Here is a 17256-nt window from a genome sequence, read left to right as displayed (position 1 = left end):
ACAAAGAGCGTCGAACATTGCTTCAGATTAAAGGAGATGGTACCCACGGCGTCGCGAGAAGAAAAACAGACAGAAATCCTTATAGCAGCTATCCGAGTTTTTGCTAAACACGGCTTCGACGGCGCAAAGATGGAGTATATTGCCAAAGAGGCGGGAATCGGAAAAGGAACAGTGTATGAGTACTTTGAAAGCAAAGATCGCTTATTTGAAGAAATACTCAAATTTAGTGTAGAGCAATTTAGAATTGGGCTTAAAGAGAGTATGGATAAGGGAGAGACTATTGAGCAAAAGATTATGAACTGCTCACGCTTTACCGCTCAATTTATGAACGATCATATGGAGTTCGTGCACATTGCTATGCAGGTTAAAATCCTTTCGGAAGATATTCGTCTTCATCACATGGCGGTTCAGTCGGTTATTATCGAATATTACAAAGAGATGGTCAAGGCTGCTAAACAAAAAGGGGAATTAAGATCCAATCTTGATGTGGAATTAGCTACTTGTTGTATTATTGGAACACTGGAACAGTTTTGTAAACAAAGGGTTTTTATCGATCCAAGACCTATAGGGGAGATAGATCATCCGGCAATCGTGGATGTGATATTGAGAGGGCTTAGATAACAAACAGATATTAAAGAGCTCCGCCGATTTCGGCGGAGCTCTTTATGACTGATAAGGATTCGGGGAATTCAATTGGGGAGTAACTGATTTCGTTGGGGGGTTTTCAATGCGATTTAGTAGAGACCCATAGAAGGCGTGGTTTCGGCAATTCTTCTCCAGTGTAGAGGATAACGCCTTGGCAGCCGATGGTAAGAAGTAAGAATTATCGTTTATACCCAACATCAAACGATAGCGTTTATTAAGAATCCCATATTGAGTCTCTACCAGCAGAAGTTCGAGTACCGCAATATCTACGTATTCCGGGTCTGCATAATCCAGGCGGTTCCAGGCATGTTCCATTTTTTCTCTAGTTTCTTCGATTTCCATTAGCAGGCGTTCTTCCTCGCTGAGCGGGGCTTCTTCGGGGGGAGAAAACGACAATAACAGGTTTTTAATAAAAGCCTTCATATTTGTCAGCCTCACCTCACTTACCAAGCTTGACGAAACAAAAGACGAGACTAATCTATCTTTGCTTAGTCATTATAATATATGTTTGCTTTAGTAGCTTATGACAAATAATAGTTAAGCATTCTGCCACTATTAAGCATTTAATTTAGCGTTGTTATAAAACTCATCTCAAATGGGAAAGACTAGAAATAGTCTAATAATCAAGAGGTGATTTTTATTTTATTACCACACCGACGATGTCGGAAATCCTTGGCGATAGTCCTATGTGGGATAATGTGCTTGTTTTTATGGCAGGCCAATATTTATCCTGTACTAGGGCTTGGGAGCGAAACCATTACCAATGCAAATAAAGGGCTCAATACTAATTCAATAGCCACGACGAAAATCGTAGTTCAGCGGGGAGAAACCCTTTGGGATTTAGCTCAAAGGTATCAAACAACAGTTGACCAACTCGTAAAACTTAACGGTGTAAAAAGCCCAGATCAAATCAGAGAAGGGCAATCATTATGGGTTCCGACCCCAGTAACAAAGAAGAGATCTGAAGATCTCAAGACGATGGATGTAAAGGAATTTACCGATAAAATCTTGATAACTTCAGCGCAAGCAAAAGCAGCAGAAAGGGAACAAGTTGCTGCAGAAGATGATAAAGCCTATACACCTTGGTGGGTAAGTGTTTTACGGAGCATTCCAGTTTTTGCAAAAACTCATCAAGAGGGTTACACCACTGCAGATTTAAGCAACTTACTTCCAACAACCGGCTCCAAGATCAAAACCTACGAAATATTCGTAAACCAAGACAATCAGTTACCTCAGAAATTAACCATAAGCCCGCTCCCGCCAACTAAAAACGACAGTCAGACACTAGAGACCCCAAAAGCCGATTCAGCTGTCTCCTCTGAAAGCCAGATTCATTCACGAGGGCTAGGCCGTTTAGTCTCCGAACAAGAGATCGAACTGTTAAGCCGTGTCATCTATGGAGAAGCCAGAGGGGAAGATTTCATGGGACAAGTTGCTGTCGGAGCAGTTGTACTTAATCGCCTAAAGGATCCTCGTTTTCCGAAAACAATAAAAGGAATCGTATACCAATCTGGAGCCTTTACTGCGGTAAATGATCGACAAATTCATCTAGACCCAAATGATCAGGCCTACAAGGCAGCCGAAGCAGCTCTATCCGGTCTGGATCCAACAAATGGAGCAATCTTTTACTACAACCCAAAAACAGCAACAGACCAATGGATTAAGAGCCGTACCGTTATCAAACGCATCGGCAACCATACTTTTAGTATATAAAGGTAACGGCATTTCAGTGCGAAAGCCCCACAACAATCGAGTTGTGGGGCTTTCACTATTCGAGCGTGTAATTTAGCCAGCCTCATTTTATTCAGTCTGATGCCTCGGCTCCGCATTCCCCTTACGCAAGGTGAAAAATGCGATTTCGGGAGGGACATTAAAGCGCAAAGGGATCATGCTTTCTCCAATACCCGCATTGATATACAAGGGAACTCCATTGATGACATGGTAGCCTTCATAAAACCCCAGGTCTCCTAAATAAGTATTGGTGATTAGAGGCCCGAATCCCGGCAGGCGGATTTGTCCGCCATGGGTATGCCCTGTGAGAAGAAGATCAGCTCCGTTTTTTGCTACATCGTCCAGACAATCTGTGGAATGGGCTAAGACGAGGCGAAAGGGAGGATCAGTTGCAAGTTGCTGAGAAGAGACTACTTTTTGGTAAGCTAAATCTACTTCATCATGAGCGGTTGCCGGGTCATCGATTCCAATGACCCAAAGGTTGAGGTTCGGGAGAAAAGCAGCATCGTTCAATAAGGGAGTCCATCCAATGCTTATTAATTCATGGAGATAGCGTTTAAAAAGAGTGCGGGAAAGGTGACTGTAATCGTTGTTCCCCAAGACGACAAAATTCCCGTAAGGAGCAGTTAATCCACCCAAATAGGGGTCCAATTTATCCAGATCTGTGCGGGTAGATATGATATCTCCTGTGATCACGAGGAGGTCCGGTTTTTCAGCCATCACGCTTTCATATATGTTTTCAGGGGAAATTCGTAAAGTTTCGAGATGCAAATCGCTTAGTTGGCAGATCGTCTTTCCCTCTAAGGCTGCCGGCAGGTTCGGATAATATAAGTCCCAATTTTGGAGTTTTAAAGTAAGCGTATCGTATTCTGCCCAGCCCAGAACTCCCGCTCCAGCAAGGGGGATTGAAGAAAGAAGCCAATGATTTGCTATAAAACCGCCGATTCCACGGAAGAAATTACGGCGAGATACTTTTTTGGCAAGCGGGTGAGTCAATTTATTGGGCATTGTGTCCTCCTTTCAGAACCCTTCTATGCGTACTATCATATCATGATATAAAGTTACATTGAAGTGAATAAAGGAGGGAGCATAGTGAGGTTCGTTGGGGATAAGCCGAACAATCCTTATGAGCCCATCGGACCGCAGGGCTTCCCTGGTCAATTACCCAATGGTCAATTTGGCTCGGGATACTCTCCGGGTTCGATTCGCAATACACTTGGTTCAGGACTTAAGGCCAGTGGATTCTTCCAAAAGGATGGACAAATCCAAAATATGAGGGGAGGCTTTATTGGAGCTAAGCACCCACCAGGTCCAGGAAACCAGTGGCAGGGGCCGCCTCCAGTACAAGGTGGACCTAATCCGGGTATGGGATATATGCCGGAACAAGGGTATCAGCAAGGTATCCCCTATAACCCAGGTCAGGCGCGCCAGCTTATCTTACAAGCTGCCCAAGAAGGGATTAATGGCAATGGGGTGGCGACCATTTCTCCGGACAATAGTTTTCTTCTGATTGCCAATCTTCCAGCACCGCAAACTTTTCTCGGACCAGGACAACCGGGGGTATATGCTGCTTATTTGGTGGATGATAAAGGAAAGACAGGGTTCTTAGTCGGAACTCTGCGTCAAGTTGGCAATGGAGTTTATCGTGCTCATTTCCAAAGCCCGGTTCCACTGCATCATTACGACCGTGTCGTAGTTTCTGCAGAAAATCCTGCACAGCTGGGGCAAGCTCCAAATGGTCCCTTGATTCTGAAAGTCAAAGATCCAATGGGAGTGATGACGTTTCTACGCCCCATGAAAGCGACTGCAACATCTATTTGGGGTAAGATTACAGGCTTCATGAATGGCAGGAAAAAGGCACCGATCGTTCCGGAAGAAGTACCGATGAATCCAGAGTTACTGCAATCTTTAAATCAGATGGGTGTAAATCCGGAAAATCCTGTCCCCGCGCTTCCGCCAACCAATCCTCCGATGGGCGGACCCAATCAGTTATAGAAAGAGCTTGACCCTTTTGACTTATAATTAACCTAAATTTAAATTCCGATGTTAAAGGGCTGAACAAAACTTATTTAGTAGTTTTGTTCAGCCCTTAATTTGTTCCAAACTCAGCTTGATTTAAATGAACCCAACTTCGTCAGAGTATAACTCCTTTAAAGGATAGAGTTGTCTTGACTCATAATAATACCTGAATAAATACGATCAATATCAGCAGGCTGAATGTGGTTAGTGTTACGACGATCCCTAATGTCATTGAGGTTACATTGGCTAAGATGGGATCTGAAAGAAAGGCAATGAAGAAGAAAAAGGTACAGGCCAGAAAGCCGACTCCAACAGTTGGATATTCCAGAAGCGGTATAAGACGCTTAAAGGTATAATTCCAAGAATCTGAAGTCTTAGAGCCTAAGGGTGGTTTTGAACAAGGGGAAGCGGGTGGGCAACAATCGGGATAGGATGGGGACTTAAAGGGCATTGACATATGAGATTCCTCCCTCGGATCGACTTATAGCAGCCTTCCTATTTGAGTTGTTGTCCCCATTTCCGACCCCCGCTCGTTCGATAAAAAACTGTGCAATGAGTATACTTACTGCGATAATTAGGTTGCCGGGGACACCTGGGACTTCAAATAATGGGACATTAAATGATGTGTCTGGGCTGCCGTCGAAGGGTGCAAATGGAGCTGAAATGATCAATGAGAAACTCAGATTATCTGGGAAAAGCGGTTCATCTAGTCCGACGGGACCAAAGCCTTGCCCAGGAACAGATCTCTGTGATGAAGACAGAGGGATTTCTCCATTAAGAGCTGAGCGTATCAGTTGATTTAGTTGCGGCATAGTTAGGGTCACAGGATATTGCTCAGGAGCAGGGCGGGAGAGGTCTGGAGGATGAGCCAAAGAACGTTTAAAGAGAAAGGCTATAAAGATATCCAAACCAGCAACAATCATAGAAGCAAACTGAATTTTTGTTTTAGCCAAAGGAAAGATAATTGAACTGACAGGACAATACAATAGGTTTCGGCGGATAGGGCTTGTCACTAAGATAGAAAAGGAAAAAGGAGTCGCCGGTAACGGTGCTATACAGTCATGCTTGTTAATAACGGCGTTCCCCCTTTCTGCTAATCATCAGAACCAAGCGCGTATAGTTACCCACCCCCCTAATACAATGACCAAAAGAAAGGCAATTAAGGTCAAAGGATGCGAGATATCGTTTATAAAATGTGCTCCCTGATAACCGGAGGGTCTCATTACTCAATCACACCTTCTATGATTACAGATTGGGAGGGAGTTTGATGCCTTTTAACATGTCAGGCGAGATTTGCATTTTCTCCATAGCGTTTCCACCACTGATTTTGTCAAGAATTTGCTGGGCCATGCCTTTAAACTCTTCAGGAATGGGCAGGTCACTGGCAGATGGCATTCCATGCATCGCAGTAGTCAGGGTCAAATTAACCATAGCCATTAGTTTTTCATAGTTTTGCTGTTGAACAAAATAGGCTTTAATTAGAGGATGTTTGTTCATTAAACGAACTTTTAGATCGAGAAGCGCTAGGGTGTCCTTTTCTGGAACAATTTTACTAAGCATTTGAGTGGTTACGAGCCCGCGTTCTTTTTCTTGATATTGAACAAATGCCTCTTTACTCATAGGATCGGCCATAATAGAAGCCTCGGCAACTTTTAATGCTTGAACTTCTGGAGTTTGGGACAAGGCTTCTCCTAATTCGCGGGCCTTGATAATGTAATTCATAAGGCTACCTCCTTTTTTCTTATACCAAAATATGCGTCAAAGTGCATACTGGTGTATGATGCGTTCACAAGATCAGTCAGAATGAATGTAGAATGAAGAAGGAAAGTGGTCAAGGATGTAGAATATTTGATAAAGGAAGGAGGAATTTTTAATGCGAACATATCGGCTGGAGATACGCTTGATTCAAGTAGCCGTTGGTCTGGCCCTTATCGTCTTGATTGCGGGTTTTGCAGGATTTTGGGGTCAAGGTGGAAAGGCGCCTGTTGTTCCCGTGAATCCTGATTCGACAACAACGAATCCATCACTAAGCAACCCGAAGATTGTTGCCTTAGGAGATTCTTTTACGCTCGGTTATCCTTTGGACCCAGAATATTCTTGGACTGTCCGCACGGCGGAGGTTCTTCAGGTCCCTGTGATCAATAAGGGGAAATCAAGGCAAACTGCGAAAGACTTGCTTGATCGCTTTGACACGGATGTGGTTGCAGAGAAACCCGGCAGAGTCATCATCTTTGCCGGAATTGGGGATGCGCTTCAAGATGTGCCCCTTACCGAAGTCCAGACAAATATTAAAGCTATGGTGGAAAAAGCTAAATCTAATCACATTATCCCTATTCTTGCCTTGCCGATCGAGTATCCTGGAGAACGTGAAAGTATTAATGAGATTCGAGAATGGGAATGGGGTTACGCTCAGCAGGAGGAAATCTTAACCTTAGACTTTTCAAAAGCATTGTTTGATACTGAGGGGAAATATTTAACCGGGTTAACCATTAATGATAAGTATCCCAATGCCAAAGGATATAAAGCAATGGGAGACTATGCGGCTCAGGTGCTAAAGTAACGTGGAAGCTATATTTAAGCTTAGAAGATTTAAAAAGGTTAACAACGATTAACTAAAAGTTAACTTAAGGATTATCGTATGATTATAAAAAATCTTTATCTAAAAGCAGGGGCGTAACGAAATTAATTATTCGTTGCGCCCCTGCTAATCTTAGGCAGATAGGTTGGTGATAGAGACTTTTTCCATTTCTTCCCTCTAGCCAGAGGTTATTAGGCTGGAAGCAACAGACTGATCAAGGCAAATAAGATGAACCCGATTGTACCACCGAGTAACGCGTAGCGGGGGTGCCGTTCGCGGGATAGAGGCATCAACTCAGCAAAAACGAGTAAGGTCATGGCACCGGCTGCAAAGGCCAGAAAGAAGGCGAGGGAATCTTTTACACCCTCCAAGGCGAGGAGACCGAGCAAGGCACCAAGGGGCGTGAAAAAAGCAATTCCGATGTTAAGCAGAAGGATCTTCCACCAACGGATTTGAGCCATTTTTAAGGGAGCTGTCGTAGCCATTCCTTCAGGGAGATTATGTAACGTAATTCCAAAGGCAATCAAAAACCCCAGACCGGGAGCGGCTTCCTGACTGACTGCAATGGCCATCCCCTCGGGGATATCATGTAAGGCAATACCGGCAGCGACGAGCAGGCCGGTTTTTTTAAGTCGTTGTCGCCGTGACAGAGGGAGCGTGTCATGGGAGACATTGAGGCGAATGTCTGCCAGATACATGAAAAGCAGCCCGAGGACAAACCCTAAGCATACTTGAATTGGTGGCCCGACCTCCCAAGCCTCCGGAAGCAAATCAACGCTCACGACTGCTAACATCACTCCTCCGGCGCCAGCTAAAAGGGAGGCAAGGATACGCTCTTTTGGTTTGCCAAACATGAGGACAAGCAGGCTGCCAAGCGTAGTAGCCAGTCCAGCTATCATACTAATCCAGACGATCTCAAAGATGTCGTGCATAAGAAGCTCCTTTCTATGAAAATCACGATACCCATATTTATGGCTGACAGGTGTGCTTTATACGAGAAAGGTGTTGTCCATCAAGAATATTATTGTTTAGAGATGCTACTTTGTTTAAATCTTCACATTCCTGGACAGGCTTGTATTTAGAGAGAAATGTTTTCGGAAGAGGGGTTTAGGCATGAGAGCTCGAGTTATTATCAGTGCAATTATTATAAGTATGATAGGAATTTTGACATTTGGGACCTTTAGGGGACCTATTGCGGTGGGAAGCGCGAATGTAGAAACATCACTGGCGCAAACACCGGATCAATTAATTCGTTTTCACGTCCTCGCCAATTCAGATAGTGACGAAGACCAAGCCTTGAAGCGAGCGGTTAGAGATGCAATCTTAAAAGAAGTTGCACCACAGTTGGCCGCTGCTCAGTCTTTAGAAGAATCACGGCAAATTGTTAACGAGATTCAGCCAGATATGGAGGGTATTGCACTCTCTGTAATTCAAGCTTGGAACAAGAATTATACCGTTCACACGGAATATGGGCATTTTCCTTTCCCGACTAAATCCTATGGGACCTTAGTATTGCCTGCTGGGGAATATGAAGCATTGCGTGTGGTAATCGGAGAGGGACAAGGATCAAATTGGTGGTGTGTTCTTTTTCCTGCACTTTGCTTTGTGGACGTTGAGCATTCCACCGCGGTTCAAGTAGATGGAAAAAGTCAGACAGAGTACGCTCTGACAAGCAAGCCAAAAGTTCGTTTTTTCTTTTGGGAGAAGATCAAAGGGCTCTTTTTATAGTAGGAACCTGTACTATTTTTTTGGACAAAGCATAGGTTAGAAAAGAGGATATAGAAAACTTCTGCAAGTGGAGTTTAAAATCACCTTAATAAAAGCCGAAAATTTGTCTGAGGAAGGGGCAAAAAGTATGAAAGTACGGGTTCGAAATTGTATTCTTATGGGGGTTATTTTCCTCAGCTTAATTCTCATGACAGGCTGTGGGACATTGGAGACATTAGTTAAAAAGGATGGAGCCTCGACTCCATTGGCGGACTGGATAGGAGCGAACGAAGAGAAGGGGACCGCTCTTCCCGCAACAACAACCGCTGGCGAGGGTGTGGTGATTGCGCTTTATTTCCCGGATACCAGTGGTAAATACTTACTGAAGGAAGAACGGACATTACAAAAGACTGTTAGCATGGCTAGAGAGACGGTCAATCAGTGGTTAAAAGGGCCGATTATGACAGAGACCATGCAGAGCTCCGTTTCCACGGTCACCACCCTGCGGGATATCGCGATTAAAGATAACGTGGTTATTGTAGATTTAAGTAAAGAGTTTTTGCAACCCAACTCTAAAGTTTCCCCTGAAGTAGCGTTATATGGACTAGTCAATACATTGACTCAGTTTTCCACAATCAAGCAAGTCCAGATTCGTGTTGAGGGGGCTCCTATCAGTAAATATGGGACCGTTGCTGCGACAAATCTAGTATACAAGGCAAGTTTAGTTAAGTCGGCAGTTACTGCAAATCCAATTGTCCCCGATACCGGAACCGGAAAGGCGGGCTTAGGAGTAGTCGTACCAAGCAGCGGTAATAACAATAATACCAACAACAATAGCAATAATACTAATAGCAATACTAACAACAATTCTAACGACAGCAGCAGTCAAAATAATAACGAGGCCCTGCCTAATTCTCCGAGCTCAATTAACCTTTTCAATTATCCTCCCAGTTCCACCTAAGTTGGAAAGGCTCGGAATACCGGATTTGCCGCGGGATCGTTGTCCAAACTGGCAGAAAGATGTAGCTTGAGCAAGGCACGAGGAATGGTTCTTAGTTCAATAATTGACTAAGAACCATTCCTCGTTTTTTTATGCAATTTTTTTGTTCATGTTGTTTCATTTTGATGGACAAGGCTAAGATTTATGATAATATAGAATTGTTATAATATTTGGGAAATGAGGGTGTGAATGGCGATACCAAACGGAGAATTAACAAAACGCTTAGAGCAATTTTTGAGACGTGCTAATACTATTTTATTTGAACGTGGTCGAGCGGTTCTACAAGACTTGGAAATATCTGAACTTCAGTTCAATGCACTTATAAGCATTCAAGAATATGGGCCTCAAACGATGGGTGAATTATGTAAGAGCTTGTTTGTGGCTTGCAGCACAGCAACCGATCTAGCAGACAGAATGGAACTGGTTAAGCTTGTCGAACGTGTTCGAGACGACAAGGACCGAAGGATAGTCAGACTGCATTTATTATCTAAGGGGAAGGCAGCACTGGAAGCAGTGATCGCCGAACGACATAAATTCTTAAGTGAAGTGCTCACAGGTTACACAGATCGGGAACGCAACGAATTGTCATACAGTTTGGAACTCCTGACAGAACGAATGGAATTAAAGAAGTAATACGATACCCTCGTTTAAGAAAGCTTAAGCGAGGGTATCGTATTTATAATCGACCAAAAAAGTAAGTGTCCCCTGACTTTCCAAGCCCCCAAATCAACCTAAAACGTCCCCCCGTCTCTATCCTAGTCGACCAGAAAGCAGGGGGACACCTTGCAAAGAGAACACATCAGTGGGAGTTCACGATAAAGCGAGTGCCGATGATGAAGGAAATATTTCGCCGAGGTTCACATCCAGCGCTACCCAGAGGTTGGCGAAATACCTTCATCATCCAATGAGCAAGTGAACGGGAACTTGTGTGAACGTGCAAGTGTCCCCCCGACTTTCTAAAGACCCCAAATCAACCTAAAACGTCCCCCTGTCTCTATCCTAGTCGACCAGAAAGCAGGGGGACACTTGCAAAGAGAACACATCAGTGGGAGTTCACGATAAAGCGAGTGCCGATGATGAAGGAAATATTTCGCCGAGGTTCACATCCAGCGCTACCCAGAGGTTGGCGAAATACCTTCATCATCCAACGAGCCAGTGAATGGAAACGTGTGTGAACGTGCAAGTGTCCCCGGCTTTCACAGACCCCAAATCTTCATAAAATCTTCAAATCTTCCCTAGATACAACTCAAATATAACCGTTATACTTATATTTAATGATAAAAGCGGAAAAGTGGTGGTAAAAATGAAAATCATTTTAGTCGATGATGAACCGGAAATTCTAACCCTTGTTAGAGATTACCTCTCACGGGAAGGATATAGTGTCTTAACAGCAATCAATGGACTTGAGGGGATGGAGCTAATCGAGCGTGAAAAACCAGACCTCGTTTTGTTGGATTGGATGCTTCCAGGAATAAGCGGGCTGGAAATGTGTAAACGTTTGCGGGAGACAAGTACAATTCCAATTATCATGCTCACTGCAAAATCAGAGGAAATCGATCGCGTGCTTGGCTTAGAGTTTGGAGCGGATGATTATATTGTCAAGCCCTTTAGCCTTCGAGAATTGGCGGCTCGAATTAAAACTGTTCTTCGGCGCTCGGCCGGAGTATCGCAGGAAAGTACCTCTTCAGTCATAATTCGAGGGGAGATAAGCTTGGATGTCTCAAGCCACAAAGTCTTAAAACGAGGGCAGGAGGTCCTTCTGACTCCAACGGAATTCAACATTTTACATTTGCTCGCAACACGCCCGGGTACCGTATACAGTCGTCTGCAGCTCTTGCGTCAAGCGATGGGGGAAGAATATCTCTACTATGAGCGCTCTATTGACACCCACGTCTCAAACTTGCGCAAGAAAATTGAGGACAATCCCAGTGAACCAAAGTATGTAGAAACTGTGTTTGGCGTAGGGTATCGGTTCGGTGAAGGCCTGTGACCTTACGACGAAAATTTATCATAGGGCTCATTGGCATGGTTTTTTTTATGGCGATTTTCTTCACGGGGATTGCCCTTACCTCAACCCAAGCGTTGCTCGGGCACGCTGAAACCTATGTACAACAAGCTTATGGTGAGAGTTGGAAGCGGCTTTTGAGTGGCTACTATGAAGCCCGTGGCAGCTGGGATGGAGCCCAAGGCTACGTTACGAAAATTAATGAGGCAGAACGAAGGTTTGGGTCTATAACTGAAGGAAACGAGACAGAAAGAAAACTGGTAACCTTTATCGACGGAATTCCCGTCGTGAGGGCTATGCCTGAGTCGGATCTGAAATTTAGCAGGCCTCGCCGAGATGGCCCGCCTTTTTGGGTATTTGACCTGGAAGACAAGGTTGTAGTCGACTCGCGAAATGAAGATTTTGGCAAACCCCTCTCTCAGTTTCCTTCAAGTAGCAAAATCATGAAACAACGGGAAGAAATCAAGGTGAAGGAGCAAACAGTTGGCTATTACTGGCAGGAAAATCCTCTGATTACTAATAATAAACTTGCCAGAACAATTGGAACTTCGATTATCCAGGCTATGCTCATCGGGTTAACTCTCACATCTATAATAGCCTTGCTCCTGGGAATGTTATTGACCCGACATTTCACTAAACCTCTGAACCATCTGATGGAAGCCGTTCGGAATGTAGGAAAAGGAGATTTGTCTTCGCGGGTTCATGTGAAGGGAAACGGTGATATCGCGATCTTGGCTCAGGACTTTAACCGAATGACTGAACAATTGTCTCGCAATGAGGAAGTGAGGCGTAACATGGTGGCAGATATTGCCCATGAATTGCGAACTCCACTTTCGGTTATCCTTGGAAAACTGGAATCGATCCAAGAAGGGGTTCTGCCTTCAACTCCGGAAACGATTCTTCCTATTCAGGATGAAACTTTGAGACTGATTCGTTTAGTCAGGGATCTCCAACAGTTAAATCTTGCGGAAGCCGGAAAATTACCGATGGCTCTAAAACCTGTAAATCTAAGAAAGTTAGTGGAACGGATTACAGAGCAATTTGCGATTGAATTCGAGGAGCGGAAGTTGCACACTGAAATTTTGGGAGATGTACCTGAAATTATTGGCGATCCGGATCGTTTAACTCAAGTCTTTGTCAACTTGATAGGGAATGCTCTTTTACATACTCCGCCTGGTGGAACTCTTCGCTTGGTCTTGACAGAGCAAGAAAGGCTTGTTGAAGAGGGGATGGGCGCCGACGGGGCTCATCGTTTACGAGATGTCTTCCGTCGTAAAGGGGAAAAGATAGACAAGCTCGAAAAACTGGAGGAAGGCAAAGAATCCGAAGAACCAAAAGAAGTGAAGCCAAGGGTCTTTAAAAAGAAGGAGAATTTGAAGTTTAATAGTTGGGTACAAGTAACGGTTGAAGATTCTGGAGAAGGAATTCCGGAAGAAGAACTTGAGCATATTTTTGACCGCTTTTATCGAGTAGATAAAGCTCGAGAGCGGGAAAGTGGTGGAACCGGATTAGGGCTCGCGATTGCTAAAGAATTTATCCATGCTCATGGTGGCTCAATTCAAGTAAAAAGTAAACTTGGTGCAGGAAGCTGTTTTAGGATTTTATTACCCATAAACCAGAATGAGAAGACTCAGCAAAAACTCAGCTAATCCTGACAAGATCTTAAGAAGTTTATCGTTGTTTGATCATAACACTGTGATATCCTGATTAGGAATTTTATCCAGTAAGTAATAGACATCTATCGAAAACTTCTGGCGGAGTGCCCCTGAATAGTTAAGTTAAAACTCAGTTGAGTAGAAAACCACTGTTTAAGTACATAAAAAGAGGAGAGAGAGCATGAACAAAAAATGGGTGTCCATAGGGGTTTTAAGCGTCTTGGTCTTGGGAGGAGGGTATTGGGGTTATAAAAAGTTTACGGCTAAACCAGTAGTGGCTGCTAACATCACAGCTAAAGCAAAAATTGGAGATGTAAGCAAGGTGATTACTGCAACTGGAACGGTTAATTACCCTCAGTCGATACCGTTACAGTTCTCCAACAATGGAGATGTGACCAGGGGACAGGTGGTTGAGCTGAATTTCAAGGTCGGTGATACAGTAAAAAAAGGCCAAGTTCTTGCTAAGATCGATGAAACAAACCTTAAAGCTGATGTCGTGCAGCAGCAAGCCAACTTAGCGGCCGCTGAGGCTAAGCTCCAATCCCTTTATGATGGATATAATGAACAAACGAAAGCTCAGGCTCTGTCGGAACTTGCAAAAGTACAGAAGAGTTTAACCACATCACAGCAGGATGCGGATCCGGCCTATTTGGCAAACCAAGTCACATTGGCTAATGAGAGAGTTAAACAGGCTAGTGATATTTTAGCTAAGGCGCAGCAGAGCGGAGACACGTCGTCTATACAATCTGCTCAAAGCACATTGAACGATGCATTATCTGACTTAACAACGGCCAAAAATGCGCAAAATGGAGGCGCGGCTAAGGCTTTAGAAGCTGCTCAAGCAGATGTCACGGCTGCTCAATATAAAGTGAAACAGCAAGAGGCCGGCCCGACAGTTGCAGACATAGCTTCGGCTCAAGCAAGTATTACACAAGCACAGGCTCAACTTGACAGTACGGAGGCAAAATTGTCAGGAGCTACCATAGTTGCGCCTACGGATGCCATCGTTATCGATTCCAATTTACAACTTTACCAATATACAACAGATGATTCCAAAATTACGATCACGCCCTCAGGAACCACTGGGAGTAGTCTTGAAGTGAATGCGTCAATTGATCAGGCCGATATTGCTCAGGTCAAAGTTGGACAGAAAGTGGATATTACTCTTGATGCCTACCCAAATGACCATAGCAGCGGGGTTGTGAGCTTAGTTGCCCCTCAAGGAACAACTACTTCAAATGTTACAACGTTTGAAGTTACGGTGGCAGTAGAACAAGCCAGTGATAAGCTTCGGTCGGGAATGAATGCTAATATTGACATCATTGTAGAAGAGGCCAAGAATGTTTTAACAGTGCCAAGTGAGGCGGTCAAAACTAGAGGGGATGAAAAAGGCGTTATGGTTCCCATGGGTGCAAAAGATAATCTTGCGGGACAAGAAGACTCGTCTTCTCAGTCTGAAACTCAACCTAAGGTTGTCCAAAAATCTGGCAGCGGACAGACCGGAGCCAATGTACAATTCATCCCAGTGGAATTTGGCTTAGATGATGGAACAAATGTGGAAGTCAAAAGTGGTTTAACAGAAGGGCAAGAGGTCATTACTATTATTGGTACAACTGCAACAAATAAAGCTTCTACGGGAGGATTTAGTTTAGGCGGCGGAGCCAGACCAGCAGGTGCAGCTGGTGCACCCGCTGGTGGGGCTGCAGTAAAAGTTAAATAATAGGTGACTTAGTTATGAGCAATTTAACAGGAGTAATGTCAGTTTCATGGTGGCGATAAGTTAAGGGACCTCGTTGAACTTGCCTTTAGCGGATACTTCAGGAGGGATGTTATGATAAATCTCAAAGGAATCAAAAAAATCTATGCAAACGGTGATATCAAAGTTGCGGCGTTAGGCGGAGTAGACTTGCATGTTGGAGAGGGGGAGTTTGTAGCCATTATGGGGCCTTCCGGTTCTGGCAAGTCAACGATGATGAATATTTTAGGATGCTTGGATACACCAACAGAGGGAGAGTATTTTCTCGATGGAACAGATGTTGCAAAGGCGACCGGTGATGATTTATCCGTAATCCGCAATCGTAAGATAGGCTTTGTTTTCCAAGGTTTTAATCTTCTTCCTCGAACCATGGCTGTAGAAAATGTAGAACTTCCTATGCTTTATGCAGGAATGGGAGGGAAAGAAAGGCGAACTCGGGCCATTGCGGCCTTGGAATCTGTTGGTCTTGGCGATCGAATTCATCACCGGCCTAAAGAATTATCTGGCGGGCAGCAACAGAGGGTTGCTATCGCTCGGGCGCTTGTCACAAACCCATCGATTATTTTAGCGGATGAGCCAACGGGGAACCTAGATAGTCGGTCTAGTGAAGAAGTTATGGCGATCTTCCAGCGCCTGCATGCCCAGGGAAATACGATTATCATTGTAACGCATGAACCGGATATTGCAGAATTTACCCAGCGGATTGTGCGTTTCCGAGACGGTCATATTGAAGGGGACGAAATAGTTAAAAATCCACGTAAGGCTCAAGCGCAAGTCGTCGAGGAAGAAGGAGGAGCAGAGTGAACTTCTTAGAAAGTATCCGAGTCTCTCTCAGGGCTTTACGAGCAAATAAACTCAGGTCATCGTTAACGATGCTGGGGATTATTATCGGAGTGGCGGCTGTCATTGCTATGGTCGGAATCGGCAATGGAGCCACTGCTTCAATCACTTCCCAGATTCAGGGCATGGGCTCGAACTTACTTACAATTAGTGCTGGACAATCGTTTTCGGGAGGGGTTAGTGGGGGGGCCGGGAGTTCAGCGAGCTTAGACATGACTGATGTGTCTAAGATTAGAGTAGGAACGGCTATCAAAGCTGTTGCACCGGTTACGAGTTCCAATGCCCAAGTAGTCATAGGGTCAGGAAACACCTCCACAAGTATTAATGGAACTACAGAAGATTATGAAATTATTAAAAATGTCACGATGGCACGCGGGCGCTTTATAACTGAGCAAGATGTGAATAGCAGTGCAAGAGTCGCTGTACTCGGCCCGACCGTCGTAGAAAACCTAATGGGAGACGCCAATGCTGATATCATTGGGAAGACTATCAAAATCAATAATGTACCGTTTCAAGTCATTGGGGTAACTACTGCCACAGGGTCCACTGGATTTCAGAGCAGTGATGATATGATTACCGCCCCAATTACTACTATTCAGGCACGCTTGATCGGAAAGAAAACGGTGCGTAATATTCTGGTATCGGCGACATCCGAGGATCTCATGCAAACGGCTCAAGATGAGATTACGGCAACTCTGCGCAAAGCCCATAAAATCCAAGAAGGTAAAGATAATGACTTCAGGGTTCAGAATCAGGCTGATATGCTGGAAACTATGCAAAGTGTAACTCAAACCTTAACTATGCTCCTTGGCGGAATTGCAGGTATTTCCCTGCTGGTCGGGGGAATTGGAATCATGAATATCATGCTTGTTTCAGTTACCGAACGAACCCGGGAGATTGGTATCCGAAAAGCGATCGGGGCTAAAGGAATGGATATTCTTCTGCAGTTCCTTATTGAGGCTGTCGTACTTAGTATCTTGGGAGGTGGTATAGGTATCGCCCTCGGCTATGGAGGAGCGAGCCTGGCGGGGAAGGCCTTGTCAATGGATACCAGCATTTCCTTAACTTCAGTGGTGATGGCTTTTGGCTTCTCGGCCGCCATCGGGATTATCTTCGGCGTCTTCCCGGCACGTAAAGCTGCTGCGATGGATCCAATAGACGCATTAAGGTTTGAATAAAGGGGGGCTTGTGAAAGTCAGGGGAAATTGCCCGTTCTCACACGTTCCCGTTCACTGGCTCATTAGATGCTGAAGGAATTTCGCCAACCTCTGGGCGGCGCAGGATGTGAACCTGGGCGAAATTGGCCCTTCAGCATCGGCA

General features: G+C 44.6%; 18 protein-coding genes. 12 read left to right on the top strand and 6 right to left on the bottom strand.

All coding sequences use genetic code 11. From position 1 onward, the window contains the following. Positions 1-36: 36 nt before the first annotated feature. The gene (locus tag M8E35_RS17800) at positions 37-621 is read left to right on the top strand and encodes a TetR/AcrR family transcriptional regulator (RefSeq protein WP_252470811.1); all 585 of its coding nucleotides are present in this window, start codon (positions 37-39) and stop codon (positions 619-621) included. A gap of 42 nt (positions 622-663) precedes the next feature. Here M8E35_RS17800 and M8E35_RS17795 read toward each other — a convergent pair whose 3' ends face one another. Next, entirely contained in the window at positions 664-1068 is a 405-nt protein-coding gene (locus M8E35_RS17795) for a hypothetical protein (protein ID WP_252470809.1), read from the bottom strand. Positions 1069-1341: 273 nt separating this feature from the next. Between M8E35_RS17795 and M8E35_RS17790 the strand changes: the two genes are divergently transcribed. After that, positions 1342-2358 (top strand): cell wall hydrolase, encoded by a 1017-nt coding sequence (locus tag M8E35_RS17790; RefSeq protein ID WP_252470807.1) that lies wholly within the window; start codon positions 1342-1344, stop codon positions 2356-2358. An 87-nt stretch (positions 2359-2445) separates the two neighbouring features. Here the strand turns inward: M8E35_RS17790 and M8E35_RS17785 are convergent, their stop codons facing one another. Further along, complete coding sequence (locus tag M8E35_RS17785; protein ID WP_252470805.1) at positions 2446-3384, bottom strand: metallophosphoesterase; 939 nt, start codon at positions 3382-3384, stop codon at positions 2446-2448. Between the two features lie 84 nt (positions 3385-3468). On the opposite strand from M8E35_RS17785, the gene M8E35_RS17780 reads away from it, so the two are divergent. Then, complete coding sequence (locus M8E35_RS17780) at positions 3469-4371, top strand: hypothetical protein (protein ID WP_252470803.1); 903 nt, start codon at positions 3469-3471, stop codon at positions 4369-4371. A 178-nt stretch (positions 4372-4549) separates the two neighbouring features. On the opposite strand, the gene M8E35_RS17775 is transcribed toward M8E35_RS17780, so the two are convergent. From M8E35_RS17775 to M8E35_RS17765, 3 genes are all read right to left on the bottom strand, one after another. Next, positions 4550-4852: a hypothetical protein gene (locus tag M8E35_RS17775; RefSeq protein ID WP_252470801.1), complete on the bottom strand. Its 303-nt coding sequence runs from the start codon at positions 4850-4852 to the stop codon at positions 4550-4552. Continuing rightward, the gene (locus tag M8E35_RS17770; protein ID WP_289710899.1) at positions 4836-5318 is read right to left on the bottom strand and encodes a hypothetical protein; all 483 of its coding nucleotides are present in this window, start codon (positions 5316-5318) and stop codon (positions 4836-4838) included. Before M8E35_RS17770 ends, M8E35_RS17775 begins: the two co-directional genes overlap by 17 nt. 322 nt (positions 5319-5640) lie before the next feature. Then, entirely contained in the window at positions 5641-6117 is a 477-nt protein-coding gene (locus tag M8E35_RS17765; protein WP_252470799.1) for a YlbF/YmcA family competence regulator, read from the bottom strand. 151 nt (positions 6118-6268) lie between these two features. Between M8E35_RS17765 and M8E35_RS17760 the strand changes: the two genes are divergently transcribed. Beyond that, entirely contained in the window at positions 6269-6955 is a 687-nt protein-coding gene (locus tag M8E35_RS17760; RefSeq protein ID WP_252470797.1) for a GDSL-type esterase/lipase family protein, read from the top strand. 209 nt (positions 6956-7164) lie between these two features. On the opposite strand, the gene M8E35_RS17755 is transcribed toward M8E35_RS17760, so the two are convergent. Then, the gene (locus M8E35_RS17755) at positions 7165-7905 is read right to left on the bottom strand and encodes a ZIP family metal transporter (protein WP_252470795.1); all 741 of its coding nucleotides are present in this window, start codon (positions 7903-7905) and stop codon (positions 7165-7167) included. A 181-nt stretch (positions 7906-8086) separates the two neighbouring features. Here M8E35_RS17755 and spoIIR point away from each other — a divergent pair, with 181 nt between their 5' ends. The 8 genes from spoIIR to M8E35_RS17715 all read left to right on the top strand — a co-directional run bounded on the left by spoIIR (position 8087) and on the right by M8E35_RS17715 (position 17114). After that, positions 8087-8701, top strand: coding sequence for a stage II sporulation protein R (gene spoIIR, locus M8E35_RS17750; RefSeq protein WP_252470793.1), 615 nt, complete (start codon positions 8087-8089; stop codon positions 8699-8701). Between the two features lie 127 nt (positions 8702-8828). Beyond that, a complete protein-coding gene (locus M8E35_RS17745; RefSeq protein ID WP_252470791.1) occupies positions 8829-9641 on the top strand; it encodes a GerMN domain-containing protein in 813 nt (270 codons plus the stop codon). A gap of 228 nt (positions 9642-9869) precedes the next feature. Next, positions 9870-10313: a MarR family winged helix-turn-helix transcriptional regulator gene (locus M8E35_RS17740; protein WP_252470789.1), complete on the top strand. Its 444-nt coding sequence runs from the start codon at positions 9870-9872 to the stop codon at positions 10311-10313. Between the two features lie 670 nt (positions 10314-10983). Further along, positions 10984-11670 carry a response regulator gene (locus tag M8E35_RS17735; protein WP_252470787.1) on the top strand — a complete coding sequence of 229 codons (687 nt, stop codon included), beginning with the start codon at positions 10984-10986 and terminating at the stop codon, positions 11668-11670. After that, entirely contained in the window at positions 11667-13334 is a 1668-nt protein-coding gene (locus tag M8E35_RS17730; RefSeq protein WP_252470785.1) for a sensor histidine kinase, read from the top strand. Before M8E35_RS17735 ends, M8E35_RS17730 begins: the two co-directional genes overlap by 4 nt. A gap of 187 nt (positions 13335-13521) precedes the next feature. Beyond that, positions 13522-15060: an efflux RND transporter periplasmic adaptor subunit gene (locus M8E35_RS17725; RefSeq protein ID WP_252470783.1), complete on the top strand. Its 1539-nt coding sequence runs from the start codon at positions 13522-13524 to the stop codon at positions 15058-15060. Between the two features lie 111 nt (positions 15061-15171). Beyond that, positions 15172-15900, top strand: a complete 729-nt coding sequence (locus tag M8E35_RS17720) for an ABC transporter ATP-binding protein (RefSeq protein ID WP_252470781.1) — start codon at positions 15172-15174, stop codon at positions 15898-15900. Then, entirely contained in the window at positions 15897-17114 is a 1218-nt protein-coding gene (locus tag M8E35_RS17715; protein ID WP_252470779.1) for an ABC transporter permease, read from the top strand. The genes M8E35_RS17720 and M8E35_RS17715 overlap by 4 nt, the downstream gene beginning before the upstream one ends. The last annotated feature ends 142 nt before the right edge of the window (positions 17115-17256 follow it).

The sequence above is a fragment of the Desulfosporosinus nitroreducens genome (genome assembly GCF_023897015.1).
GTDB classification, from domain to species: Bacteria; Bacillota; Desulfitobacteriia; order Desulfitobacteriales; family Desulfitobacteriaceae; genus Desulfosporosinus; species Desulfosporosinus nitroreducens.
Note: the sequence above shows the minus strand (reverse complement) of the source record. Positions and strands in the feature narration are given on the sequence as shown.